Origin of the sequence: Novosphingobium arvoryzae (genome assembly GCF_014652615.1) — a bacterium.
GTDB classification, from domain to species: Bacteria; Pseudomonadota; Alphaproteobacteria; order Sphingomonadales; family Sphingomonadaceae; genus Novosphingobium; species Novosphingobium arvoryzae.
The window spans coordinates 42963-54097 of the sequence record NZ_BMZD01000010.1 but is presented as its reverse complement, the minus strand read 5'-3'; the positions used below and the strand labels follow the sequence as shown (position 1 = coordinate 54097).

Below are 11135 nucleotides of genomic sequence, written 5' to 3'. Positions count from 1 at the left end.
GACGATGGACAACGTCGACCTTGCCCTGGCGGATGTGAACGCCGCCCGCGCCGGGCTGGGTGCCGGGCAGAACCGCCTCGAATCGGCGATCAACAACCTGACCGGCAATGTCACCAACCTGTCCGACGCCCGTTCGCGGATCGAGGACGCGGACTATTCGTCGGAAACCACCGCGATGGCCAAGGCCCAGATCCTCAGCCAGGCTTCGACCGCGATGCTGGCGCAAGCCAACCAGAGCCAGCAGAACGTCCTGTCGCTGCTGCGCTAAGACCCACAGCCTGACCCCTTCCAGGCTTGAACCCGGCGGTCCGTCCCTGACCGCCGGGTTTTTAATTTCTTGTTTGGTGCGGGCAGGCCATCCGGCCTGCCCTTTGCTGTGCCGTCCCGCTCCCCCGTCCGGCACAGCAAGCCAATCGCAGAGGCGATTGGCGCTAAAATCAGTCTTCAAACCCCACGAACACGACCGCTTCGTCCACCGACTTGCGTTCCGATACCACGGCGTTGGCGGGAAAGCTTTCGTCCGGCCAGCCCAGCGCGACCGCTTTCATGATCACCTGATCGTCGGGGATGCCGGCGTGCTCACGCACGACCGGGCTTTGCATGATGCCCTGGCTGTTGATCACGCAGCCCAGCCCGCGCGACCACGCCGCGTTGACCAGCGCGGTGGTGACGGCGCCGCAATCGAACGCGGTATCGTCGCTGTCGGCCAGTTCGCGGTCATAAGTCACGATCACGCAGACCGGCGCGTCGAACTGGCGAAAGCCGCGCAGCACCCAGTCGAGCCGCGCGTCCTTGTCGTCGCGGGCGATGTTCATGGCGGCGAACAGCTGCTTGGCCACGCCAACCTGCCGTTCGCGGTGGACCCCTTCAAAGGCGTGCCCGGTGCGAAACTCGCGGCTGTGCGGCACGCCGGCCAGGTTGCGTTCGGTATTGCCCGCGCGGATCCGGTCCAGCGGCGCGCCGGTAATCACGTGAAAGTTCCAGGGCTGCGAATTCATCGAGGATGGCGCGCGCATCGCCAGGGTCAGGATTTCCGCGATCAGTTCCTTCGGCACCGGCTTGTCCAGGTATCCCCGGATCGAGCGGCGGCCCATGATGACGTCATCGAATTCCACGTGTTGTTTTCCTCTCAGCCCAGAACCAGAACATTGTTTTCGCGCACGATCGGGCGCGTGGTGGCAATCGCCATGACTTCGGCCCCGCCAGTGCGCTCCAGCAGCGCCGACAGGCGCGCGGCGTCCGTCCCGTCCAGTGCGGCGGCCAGCGCCTGCGCGCGGGCCAGGTGCCACAGCGAATGCGGATGGCTGGCCCGTTCCATCGTTACGCCGCGCCACGGATAGCTGATCCGGCCGACATGGGGGTGCACCTGCCGCGCGCCATTGTGCGACACCAGCGTGCCGGGGACGGGATTGTCCAGCCCGGCGACCCACCGGTTGAAGCACGCCGCATCGGCCAGGATGCCCGGCCCCCAGTGCGCGAAGGCCACGGCCAGCACCGCCTCCAGCGTTTCGGGCAGGGCATCGCCTGCCGGGAAGGCACCATCGGCATGGTCGGGATAATCGGTGTCGACCAGCGCGGGCGCATTCATCCGCTCGGTCCAGCGGAACACGCTGGGGGCAGTGGTCTTCATCAGGAAGGCCGGCACCGGATCGCGCGCAAGGTGGGCATAGAGCGGCGCCATCAGGCCGAAATCGGCCAGGCTGGGACGTCCGCCCAGCAGATAGGGGTGGGCCTGAAAATGCGCGTCCAGCACCGCCAGCAATTCGCCATAACTGGCCTCCAGCGCCGGGATCACCGCCTCGGTCACGCCCAGGTTGGGCAGGAAACCCGCGAACTTCGTCATCAGCTGACCGGCCACTTCCAGCCGCTGTGCATGGGGCATCCGCGGGATCGCGCGGGCGAATTCGGTGCGCAGGAACAGTTCCTGCCGGTCGCGATAGGACCAGCGGTAATGCATCGCCAGCGGCAGCAGGTAGTTGGAACCGAACGCATCCAGAAACGCCGCGACCACGCGCTGGACCGGGCCGGGCGGGGTGAAATCCGGGGTGGGGGTGCGCGCTTCGATCCGGTCGATGATGTCGGTCGTATCCTGCACCACTTCGCCCTGCGGCGTGCGCACCACCGGGATCACCATGTGCCCGACCTGCGGAATGATCTGGCCGAGGAATTCCGGGTCGGACGCGATCACCTCGCGATAGGGCACGCCCTTCTTGATCAGGTAGCTGCGCGCCTTGCCGGCATAGAGCGAATGGGGCGTGCCCCACATGACATACTCGCCATGGCCCATGAATCACCCCTCCCGTTTCATCTTGCAACCGAGTGTGGCACGCGTTCAGCTGGCTTGAAAGCCCAGACGGTGTGCCGCCGCGATCAGGTCCGCGCGGCGGTTCGGGGCAAGGCGATTGGCGCGCGCGGTATAGACCTCCACCAGCTCGGCCCCGGCCTTGGCGGGGGAGCCGCTGTCGAACGGCGGGGCCGGATCGTATTCCAGCGCCAGCTGCACCGCGCGGGCGACATCGTCCCCGGCGATCCGCGCCATCAGCGTCAGGGCAAAGTCGATCCCTGCCGTCACCCCGCCGCCGGTCGCGCGGTTGCGGTCGATCACGGTGCGGGCCGCCACCGGTTCGGCGCCGAACAGGGGTAGCAGATCGTGCCAGGCCCAGTGGGTCGTCGCCCGGTAGCCCCGCAGCAGCCCGGCCGCACCCAGCACCAGCGCGCCGGTGCACACGCTCGTCACCCACTCCGCGCCGGACCCCACCTGCCGCACCCAGTCAAGCGCGCCCGCGTGGTCGATCACGCTGGCTACGCCCATGCCGCCCGGCACGCAGAGCAGATCGGCGTGCGGCACGTCGGTAAAGGTCGCGGTCGGCAGGATCGAAAACCCCGCGTCGGTCGGCACCGGCTCAAGGCTGGCCCACACCAGATCGACTTTCGCGCCCGGCAGCCGCGAGAGGAACTGCGCCGGACCGGTCAGGTCCAGCTGGGTGACGCCGGGGAACAGCAGGAAGACGATATGCATGATCCCCATCGTGTCGCCCGCCCGCCTGCTTGGCAAGGTCGTGTCGCATTTGGCCAAGGATCGGAAGGGCGATGGTTGATAGGTCGCGGCCATGAAGCTGAAACTTGCCGTCCGGTCGCTCCTGTTCCCTGCCATCGTGCTGACCGCCGGGATCGGCGGGTACCAGGCCTTGGCCGAACGAACGCCCGGTTTTCCGGCGGCCTATTCGCCTGACGATGCCAATGCCTGCACCCTGCTGGCGCGAGTGCATCGCGACAATCAGCCCCGCGGCAAGCGCAAGGCCTGGCAGGACGTGGTCGATTGGTGGGATGCGGTTTTCCTGCAACGCCCGCATAGCCGGTTCGGCATGTTTACGCCCGAAGTTCGCGCCAAGCTGTCGGTCGAGCAGATCGCGGCCGGGGCGGAGGCGTGCCGCGCCGTCAGCAAGGCCAAGTCCGGCATTGCCCTGCGCCCGCATACCGAGACGCTGTTCGGGCCGATCGCCCCGCCCTCTCCGGTGCAGTTTACCGTGGCGCAGCTGTTTCCCGATCAACCCGCCGCTGACGAGGATGAAGTGGATTGCGCCATGGCGCTGCTGTCGACGCAGTCGCGCGACTTTGGCCTGCCGGAAGACCAGCGCACGCGGTTCGAGGCGGCCTACCTGAAAACCCCGTTCAGCGACTATGGCTTCTTTTCGGGCGAGAACTGGAAGATCAAGGCGGCCTACCGGTCCCGGCACATGGAAGCGGCGCTGAGCCGCGATGAAGTGATCGACGTGGCCAATCGCTGTCTTGCCCGCCGCGACGGGCAGGCCATCGAAGCCAATCCCTATCGCGCCAAGCTGCTTGGGCCGGACCGGATGACGCGCTATCTCGCCCGGCGCGAAAGCGACCGGCAGGAAGCCGCGCGCGCCGCCGAGCGGGCCCGGCTCGCGCAGATTGCAGCGGCCGAGCGCGAGGAAGCGGAGCGCCCGCTGCGCGAGCTGAGCCAGCGCTGCGATGTCGTCGCCAGCGAAGGCGTGGAGCGCGCGGGCCGCAACATGCAGGCGGCCTATCGCATGGCCGAAACCTGGCTCAAGACCGGCCGCTATGGCACCAACTATGCCTGGGAGGATTTCGAGCGGGCCTGCCGCAGCATCGCCAGCACCGAACGGACGCTGGAGAACATGAGCTGCCCCGGCCAGTATGTCAGCCTCGTGCGCTCGACCCGCAGCCGCTTCCAGCTCGACCTTGGCAATGGTGGAGAAGCCTGCCGCGAGGACTGGCGCTAACGCATCAACAGGATCGAGATCCGCCGGTTGCGGGGGTCTTCGGGCTTGTCGCGGATCAGCGGTTCGCGGTCGGCGACGCCCTCGATCCGGCGGAAGCGGGCTTCGGGGATGCCGTCGCGCAACAGGGCCTGCCGGGTCGCTTCGGCGCGTCCGGCGGAGAGCGACCAGTTGTTCGCGCCCATGCCGCCGCGCCAGGGCAGGGCATCGGTATGGCCGCGGATCGAGATCGCGCCCAGTTCCGGGCCGACCATCGCGCCGATGGCCTCCAGCAGTTGTGCCGCCTCGCCGGTCAGGACGGTGGTGCCCAGCTGGAACATCGAAAAGTCGGCATCGTCGACCAGATCGATGCGGATGCCCTGCGTGGTGTCGACCATCCGCACTTGCTTGCCCAGCCGCGCCAGCCGTTCGCTCTGCGCCAGTTTGGCGGCGAGGCGCTGCTGCATCTCCTGCATCTTTTTCACCCGCTCGGCCCCTTCCTTGGGGCCGCCAGTGGTGTCGCGCGGGATGGTCATCGATTTGGTGCCGGTCTGCCCGGCGCGGTTGGGATAGTTGTCGACATCGGTGATCGACGATCCGCCCAGCATCCCGTTCGAACCGGCGCTGCCCTCCTTCAGCTTGACCAGCGTGGGGGTGAAGTAATCGGCCAGCCCCTTGCGCTGCTTCTCGGTGGTTGCGCCCAGCAGCCACAGCAGCAGGAAGAACGCCATCATCGCGGTCACGAAGTCGGCATAGGCCACTTTCCACGCGCCGCCGTGATGCCCGCCTTCGACCACGGTCACTTTCTTGACGATGATCGGGGCGGGCAGCTCATTCTTGCCCTTGGCATCCTTTTTCGCGGCCACGATCAGCGACCCCGCAGCGCGTCGAGCAGTTCCGACAGGCCGGGGCGGAAATCATGCCCCAGCCCGGAGCGGGCGCTTTCCACCACCAGCGGCTGCGGCCAGCCGTGGAGCGAGGCGATCACGACCTGCTTGACCGCGTGAAAGATCTGCTCGTCCGCCTCGATGATCTGTTTCAGCCGGCCCGCCATCGGCGCGACCATGCCATAGGCCAGCAGCACGCCCAGGAACGTGCCGACCAGCGCCGAACCGATCATGCCCCCCAGCACCGAGGGCGGCTGGTCGATCGAGCCCATCGTCTTGACCACGCCGAGCACGGCGGCGACGATCCCCAGCGCGGGCAGGGCATCGGCCAGCCCCTGCAGCGCGTGCTGGGGTTCGTGCAATTCGTGGAAGTGGGTCTTCATGGCGTTGTCCATCACCTCCTCCACCGCGTGGACTTCCAGCGTGCCGGATGAGACGACGATCAGCGTCAGCGTGTCGCAAATCAGCGCGGTGAGTTCCTTGTTGGCCAGCAGGCGCGGGAATTCCGCGAACAGGGCGGAATTGGCGGGATCGGTGACGTGGCTTTCCAGCGCGACCGGGCCTTCCGCGCGCAGCAGCTTCATCAGCTTGGTGCACAGGATGATGACGTCGATGTGGTCCTGCTTGTTGTGCTTTGGCCCCTTGAACACTTTGCCGAAGGCGCCGCCGATGGCTTTCAACCCGTGGAGCGAATTGCCCGTAACCAACGCACCGATGGCCGCGCCACCGATGATCAGCATTTCGTGCGGCAGCGCGTGCAGCACCGGCCCCAGCGCGCCGCCGGTAATCGCAAAGCCGCCAAAGACCATGACGATCAGGATCACGATGCCGATTGCTGCGTACATGTAATTCTATCCTTGGATTATCAGGTCTGGATCGGCGCGGATCAACGCAGCACGTTGAACAGCGAAAGGCCCGCCAGCTTGGCAAAGCTGGCCTGGCTGGCTTCGAGCACGGTCATCACCTGCTGCAATTCGGTGACCGTGGCGGCAAGGTCCGTGCCGCCGACGTCGGCCTGCTCCTCGGCGCGCAGTTCGCTGGTCTGGACGCGGCGGTCGCCGATCAGGTCGATCCAGTTGAGCCGCGCGCCGACCACGGTCTGCGCGGTGGTGATCGCTTCCAGCCCGCCCGCGAGATCGCCCAGCGCATCGCGCGCGGCCTGGGCCGGATCGGCCGCGCCGCCATCGAGTGCGGCGGCCAGCCCGCCGATCACGGCGAACAGGTCGGTTGCGCCGCTGGAGCCGGTGAAGCTGAGGAATTCCGGCCCGGTCAGCCTGCGCGTCACGCTCTGGCCTTCGCCCAGCGGCATTTCCCCGGCGCTGGCGGTTCCGGCGTAAACCGGGTTGCCCGCCGCATCGAAGGTATAGGCCGCCCCGGCGGTTTCGCCGCCGAACAGGGCATGGCCCACGCTGTCGCGGGCGTTGGCCAGCCGGACGATTTCCTGGCCCAGTTGCGCCAGTTCGGTGGCAATCCCCTTGCGCTGGTCGCCGGTCAGCAACCCGCTGGCGGCCTGCGTCGCCAGTTCCTGCGCGCGGATCACATGGTTCGCAAAGCTGGACAGCGCGCTGTCGGTCAGCGTCAGGTCGGATGCGGCGCGCGCGGCGTTGGTGGTGTCGATCGCGGCCATCGCATCGGCGCGAGTCAGGCTGCGCAGGCGCGATGCCGCGACCGGATCGTCGGACGAGCGGGACAGCTTCTGGCCCGTGCCGAGCGCCGTTTGCAGCCCCTCGGCGCGGCTGCGCAGGGTGCCGATGTTGCGGGTCGCGCGTTCGTAGAAGGCGCTGGTGCTCAGCATGGTCATGTCGGCTGTTCCTGTTGCATCACTTCAGCGCCAGCAGGGTGTCGAAGATGTCGGAGGCCACTTGCAGCGCCTTGCCGCTGGCCTGGAATGCCTGCTGGAATCGCACGAGATTGGCGGCCTCCTGATCGAGATCGACTCCGGCCTGTTCGTCCAGCGCGATCCGCGCGGAGCTGGCGATGGCGTCCAGCGCCTCGCTCGTCACGCGGCGACCGGCGACCGCGCTGGATGCGGTGAACAGCAGGCCATCGACCTGCCCGGAAATGCCGGCCGTTTGCAGCGCGTCGCGCAGGGCAGCAAGGTTGGCCGGATCGCGGCTGCCCGCTGCGGCCCCGGCAGGGGCGGTGGCGATGCCGCTGCCGGCGGCCAGCGCTATGGCGATGCCCGCCGCGCCGCTGCCGGTAAACAGCGGCTGGCCGGGCGTGCCATCCAGCGCCACGCCGCTGGCTTGCGCGGTGTTGGCGGCGGCGATCAGGCTGTCGGCGATGCTGTCCAGCGTGGCGCGGTTGTCGCGCAGCGCGGTCAGCGTCTGGGCGTGGCCCGCCAGCTTGCCCGATGACAGCGTGATGGGATTGCCCCCCAGCGTGAAGGCCAACGTGCCATCGGCATTGGCGCTCATCGCCAGCGGGGCGGCATTGCCGCCGCTGACCAGCGGGGTCGGCCCGCCGCCCATGCGCACTTCGACCGTCTGGTCCGGGGCATAGCTGACGGCGATGTCGCCATAGCCCGACAGGCGTTCGAGCAGCAGGTCGCGCTGGTCGAGCAGGGTGACCTGGTCGCTCGTCCCGGTGGTGGTGCGGGTCAGCTGCAGGTTCACCCGGCCCAGCTCCCCCGCCAGGAGGTTGATCTGGTTGACGCCGTCGCTGGCCTCGAAGCGCTGGCCTTCGCCCGCCGTGTCCAGCGCGCTGGCGGCGAGGTTGAAGGTGCGCGACAGCGTGCGGGCATCTTCCAGCACGGCGGCCCGCAGCGACGGGTTGACCGGATCGGAGCTCAGCCGTTGCAGGCTGGCCTCAAAGCCGGTCAGCGCGGGGAACAGCGCGGACTGTTCCAGCGCGGCCTCGATGTTTTCAAACCCGCGCAGCTCCGTGCTGGCGCGCGCGGCATCGCCGCCGGTGCGGCGCACTTCGACCTGGCGGAACAGGTCCGCGTTGCGGCCGATCCCGTCCACCCGCACGCCTGACAGGGACAGGTCGCTGACCCGCAGCCAGCTGCCCGGCCCGGCCATTTCCGACAGGCGCACGCTGCGCCGGATATAGCCATCGGTCGCGGCATTGGCGATGTTCTGGCTGGTGATCTCCAGCGCGGTGCGCGCGGCCTTGACCCCGCTGCTGCCGATGGTGAACAGGTCTGACGCCATGGCCTAGGCCTTCCCCCCGACGAACCGCGCCAGCTGCGCCTCGATCTGCGCGGCGAGGCCCAGCGCGCCGGTCTTTCCGGCGATGTCGGCAAAGTGTTCGTCCTGCATGGTGCGGAACGTATCCAGCGCCTGTCCGCCAAACAGCGGCTCGCCAAAATCGGCCTTGCGCGCCTGAGCCAGCATCTGCCGGACGAAGATCGCCTCGAACTGGCGCGCGGCGGCGGCCAGCTTGTCACGGTCGGTGCCGTGGTTCTGGACCAGCGAACCGGTGGCGAGCAGGGGGGCGGAAACCGGGTTCATATCACCACCATTTCCGCTTTCAGCGCGCCCGCCTGCTTCAAGGCTTCGAGGATCGCGACAAGGTCGGACGGGGTGACGCCCAGCAGGTTCAGCGCGTCGACCACCTTGGCCAGCGAGGCACCCGGCTTGAACAGCGCGACATGGCGGCCATCCTCGGTCGCGGACAGGGTGCTGTCCTGCTGGACGGCGGTGGTGCCGCGGCTGAACGGGGCGGGCTGGACGACGGTGGGGTTCTCGTCGATCTGCACGGTCAGCTTGCCGTGGCTGATCGCCGCCGGGTAGAGCCGCACCGCGCTGTTGATCACGACCGTGCCGGTGCGGCTGTTGACGATCACCCGCGCGGGCGTTTCGGCGGGCGACACGTCCAGCATCTCGATCGCGGCCATCATGCTACCGCGTGCGTCCGGCCCGGCGGGCAGGCGCAGGGCCAGCGTCACGCCGTCCTCGATCGCCGCCGTCCCCGGCCAGCGCTGGTTGATGGCATCGCGCACGCGGGTCGCGGTCAGGAAATCGGCCTGGAACAGGTTCCAACGCAGCACGTCGCCGCTGTCGAACCCGGTGGCGACCGCGCGTTCCACGCTGGCCCCGTCCGCGATCCGGCCCACGGTGGGGACGTTGACTGTCAGCTTCGATCCGTCCGCGCCAGAAATGCCGAGGCCGCCGACCGCGAGGTTGCCCTGCGTCATGGCGTAAATCTGCCCGTCCGCGCCATAGAGCGGGGTCAGGATCAGCGATCCGCCGCGCAGGGACTTGGCCTTGCCGATAGCGGAGACCGTCACGTCGATACGCTGGCCCGGCTTGGCGAAGGCGGGCAGATCGGCGGTGATCATCACGGCGGCGGCGTTCTTCAGCGCGGGGTTGACCCCGGCGGGCAGCTGCACGCCGACCCGGCCGGATACGCCGCGCATGGCCTGCGTCAGGTATTCCAGGCTGTCATCGCCGGTGCCGTTGAGGCCTACGACGATACCATAGCCGGTCAGCTGGTTCGATCGCACGCCCTGAAACGCGCCCAGATCGCGCACGCGTTCGGCATGGGCGGTCTGCGGCAGCGCAAAGGCGAGGGCGAGGCCCAGCAGGTAGAGTGAGCGGATAACCATCGTCAGTCCCCCATCAGAACGGGCTGATCGCGCTGAAGAACTTGCTCAGCCAGCCCTGCCGGCTGGCGCGGCTGACCGCGCCGTCGCCGGCGTATTCGATCCGGGCATCGGCCACGCGGCTGGACGCGATGCGGTTGTCCGCATCGATATCCGCCAGCCGCACGATCCCGGCGAACTGGATCCATTCCTGGCCCTGGCTCAGCAACAAGCGCTTTTCTCCGCGTACCAGTGCGGTCCCGTTGGGGCGCACTTCGGCAATGGTGACAGTGACTTCGCCGTCGAGCGAACTCGTCTGCGAGGCGTTACCCTGCCCGTTGAACGACGATTCCCCCGAAGCTTTAAGGGCGTTGGGGTTCAGGAAGCTGAGCGGACCGGCGGTGGGCGGGGTAATCCCGAACCCGCCGCCACGCTGGGTTTTCGATCCGGCGGACTTGGCGGTGGTGGTGCGTTCCACCAGCATGATCGTCAGCGGATCGCCCACCGCGCGGGCGCGGCGGCCATCATGGAGCGGGGCGTAACCGGCGCTGACGCTGAAAATGCCGCCATCGGCCACGCGCGGAGCGGGTTGGGTGGTGGGCACGGCGGCCTCGAAACCCGGCTTGGGCTTCGGCCCGGCAAGGGCGGGCGATGAAAGCGCCAGCGCCGCGATGAGCACCCCGCGCATCACAGCGTCTGGTTCGCGTTGCGAAGCATCTCGTCCACGGCGGAGATCATCTTCGAATTGATTTCATAGGCGCGCTGCGCCTCGATCATGTCGACCAGTTCCTCGACCACGTTGACGTTGGACGCCTCCAGCATCCCCTGCCGGATCGCGCCGCGTGCCGCGTCCCCGGCCGCGCCGATCTGCGCCGCGCCGCTGGCGGCGGTTTCGGCCAGGTAATTGTCGCCCAGCGCCTGCATCCCGGCCGGGTTGGCAAAGCTGGCGACGGTGATCTGGCCCAGTTCGACCGGCGCGGCATTGCCCGCGACATTGGCGGATACGGTGCCGTCCGGGCCGATCGTCACCGCGCTGGCGCCTTCGGGAATGGTGATCGCGGGTTGCAGGGCATAACCCTGCGCCGTCACCAGCGTGCCTTCGGCGCTGCGGCTGAAATTGCCCGCGCGGGTATAGCCCAGCTGGCCGCCGGGCAACTGCACCTGAAAGAACCCGTCGCCGTCCAGCGCCAGATCCAGCGCGTTGCCGGTGGGGTTCAGCGTGCCCTGCGTGGTGATGCTGGTGGTCGACTGGACGCTGACTCCGGTGCCAAGGTTCAGGCCCGTGGCATAGGCGGTTTCGGCCGAGGACTGCTGCCCCGCCACCCGCGCGTCCTGATAGGCCAGCGTGGCGAAATTGGCGCGATCGCGCTTGAAGCCGGTGGTGCCGATGTTCGCCAGGTTGTTGGCGATCACGCGCATCCGCACGTCCTGGGCTTCCAGCCCGGTTCGGGCGACGTGAAGAGCGGAAGTGGGCAT

13 protein-coding genes are annotated in these 11135 nt (G+C 68.1%); 2 read left to right on the top strand and 11 right to left on the bottom strand.

Annotation, left to right across the window (positions count from 1 at the left end):
* The coding region (locus IE113_RS14890; protein ID WP_268248119.1) for a flagellin at nucleotides 1-268 on the top strand (268 nt) is incomplete at its 5' end.
* Between the two features lie 169 nt (nucleotides 269-437).
* Here IE113_RS14890 and IE113_RS14885 read toward each other — a convergent pair.
* From IE113_RS14885 to IE113_RS14875, 3 genes are read right to left on the bottom strand one after another with little or no spacing between them, the layout of a single operon-like run.
* Entirely contained in the window at nucleotides 438-1094 is a 657-nt protein-coding gene (locus tag IE113_RS14885; protein ID WP_229822579.1) for a nitroreductase, read from the bottom strand.
* A 35-nt stretch (nucleotides 1095-1129) separates the two neighbouring features.
* A complete protein-coding gene (locus tag IE113_RS14880) occupies nucleotides 1130-2287 on the bottom strand; it encodes a glutathione S-transferase family protein (protein WP_189542888.1) in 1158 nt (385 codons plus the stop codon).
* Between the two features lie 45 nt (nucleotides 2288-2332).
* The gene (locus IE113_RS14875) at nucleotides 2333-3019 is read right to left on the bottom strand and encodes a DJ-1/PfpI family protein (protein ID WP_229822561.1); all 687 of its coding nucleotides are present in this window, start codon (nucleotides 3017-3019) and stop codon (nucleotides 2333-2335) included.
* Nucleotides 3020-3110: 91 nt separating this feature from the next.
* Between IE113_RS14875 and IE113_RS14870 the strand changes: the two genes are divergently transcribed.
* Entirely contained in the window at nucleotides 3111-4268 is a 1158-nt protein-coding gene (locus tag IE113_RS14870) for a hypothetical protein (protein WP_189542884.1), read from the top strand.
* Here the strand turns inward: IE113_RS14870 and IE113_RS14865 are convergent.
* Genes IE113_RS14865 through flgG form a run of 8 tightly spaced genes read right to left on the bottom strand, consistent with a single transcriptional unit; the run spans nucleotide 4265 to nucleotide 11135 of the window.
* Nucleotides 4265-5110, bottom strand: a complete 846-nt coding sequence (locus IE113_RS14865; RefSeq protein ID WP_189542882.1) for a flagellar motor protein MotB — start codon at nucleotides 5108-5110, stop codon at nucleotides 4265-4267. The two genes, IE113_RS14870 and IE113_RS14865, sit on opposite strands and share 4 nt — an antisense overlap.
* Before the next feature lie 2 nt (nucleotides 5111-5112).
* Nucleotides 5113-5976: a flagellar motor stator protein MotA gene (gene motA / locus IE113_RS14860; protein ID WP_189542880.1), complete on the bottom strand. Its 864-nt coding sequence runs from the start codon at nucleotides 5974-5976 to the stop codon at nucleotides 5113-5115.
* Between the two features lie 41 nt (nucleotides 5977-6017).
* Nucleotides 6018-6932, bottom strand: a complete 915-nt coding sequence (locus IE113_RS14855) for a flagellin N-terminal helical domain-containing protein (RefSeq protein WP_189542878.1) — start codon at nucleotides 6930-6932, stop codon at nucleotides 6018-6020.
* A gap of 19 nt (nucleotides 6933-6951) precedes the next feature.
* Complete coding sequence (flgK, locus tag IE113_RS14850) at nucleotides 6952-8286, bottom strand: flagellar hook-associated protein FlgK (RefSeq protein WP_189542876.1); 1335 nt, start codon at nucleotides 8284-8286, stop codon at nucleotides 6952-6954.
* A 3-nt stretch (nucleotides 8287-8289) separates the two neighbouring features.
* The gene (locus IE113_RS14845; protein WP_189542874.1) at nucleotides 8290-8586 is read right to left on the bottom strand and encodes a rod-binding protein; all 297 of its coding nucleotides are present in this window, start codon (nucleotides 8584-8586) and stop codon (nucleotides 8290-8292) included.
* Nucleotides 8583-9683: a flagellar basal body P-ring protein FlgI gene (locus tag IE113_RS14840; protein WP_189542872.1), complete on the bottom strand. Its 1101-nt coding sequence runs from the start codon at nucleotides 9681-9683 to the stop codon at nucleotides 8583-8585. Before IE113_RS14840 ends, IE113_RS14845 begins: the two co-directional genes overlap by 4 nt.
* A 13-nt stretch (nucleotides 9684-9696) precedes the next feature.
* Entirely contained in the window at nucleotides 9697-10347 is a 651-nt protein-coding gene (locus IE113_RS14835; RefSeq protein WP_189542870.1) for a flagellar basal body L-ring protein FlgH, read from the bottom strand.
* Nucleotides 10347-11135 (bottom strand): flagellar basal-body rod protein FlgG, encoded by a 789-nt coding sequence (gene flgG, locus IE113_RS14830; protein ID WP_189542868.1) that lies wholly within the window; start codon nucleotides 11133-11135, stop codon nucleotides 10347-10349. Before flgG ends, IE113_RS14835 begins: the two co-directional genes overlap by 1 nt.

What these genes read in the sequence shown, in the direction of transcription:
- flgG (WP_189542868.1), bottom strand. Translation starts at nt 11,135, where the DNA reads ATGCCCACTTCCGCTCTTCACGTCGCCCGAACCGGGCTGGAAGCCCAG.
- IE113_RS14845 (WP_189542874.1), bottom strand. Translation starts at nt 8,586, where the DNA reads ATGAACCCGGTTTCCGCCCCCCTGCTCGCCACCGGTTCGCTGGTCCAG.
- IE113_RS14835 (WP_189542870.1), bottom strand. Translation starts at nt 10,347, where the DNA reads ATGCGCGGGGTGCTCATCGCGGCGCTGGCGCTTTCATCGCCCGCCCTT.
- IE113_RS14880 (WP_189542888.1), bottom strand. Translation starts at nt 2,287, where the DNA reads ATGGGCCATGGCGAGTATGTCATGTGGGGCACGCCCCATTCGCTCTAT.
- IE113_RS14855 (WP_189542878.1), bottom strand. Translation starts at nt 6,932, where the DNA reads ATGACCATGCTGAGCACCAGCGCCTTCTACGAACGCGCGACCCGCAAC.
- IE113_RS14870 (WP_189542884.1), top strand. Translation starts at nt 3,111, where the DNA reads ATGAAGCTGAAACTTGCCGTCCGGTCGCTCCTGTTCCCTGCCATCGTG.
- IE113_RS14885 (WP_229822579.1), bottom strand. Translation starts at nt 1,094, where the DNA reads ATGGGCCGCCGCTCGATCCGGGGATACCTGGACAAGCCGGTGCCGAAG.
- flgK (WP_189542876.1), bottom strand. Translation starts at nt 8,286, where the DNA reads ATGGCGTCAGACCTGTTCACCATCGGCAGCAGCGGGGTCAAGGCCGCG.
- IE113_RS14875 (WP_229822561.1), bottom strand. Translation starts at nt 3,019, where the DNA reads ATGCATATCGTCTTCCTGCTGTTCCCCGGCGTCACCCAGCTGGACCTG.
- motA (WP_189542880.1), bottom strand. Translation starts at nt 5,976, where the DNA reads ATGTACGCAGCAATCGGCATCGTGATCCTGATCGTCATGGTCTTTGGC.
- IE113_RS14840 (WP_189542872.1), bottom strand. Translation starts at nt 9,683, where the DNA reads ATGGTTATCCGCTCACTCTACCTGCTGGGCCTCGCCCTCGCCTTTGCG.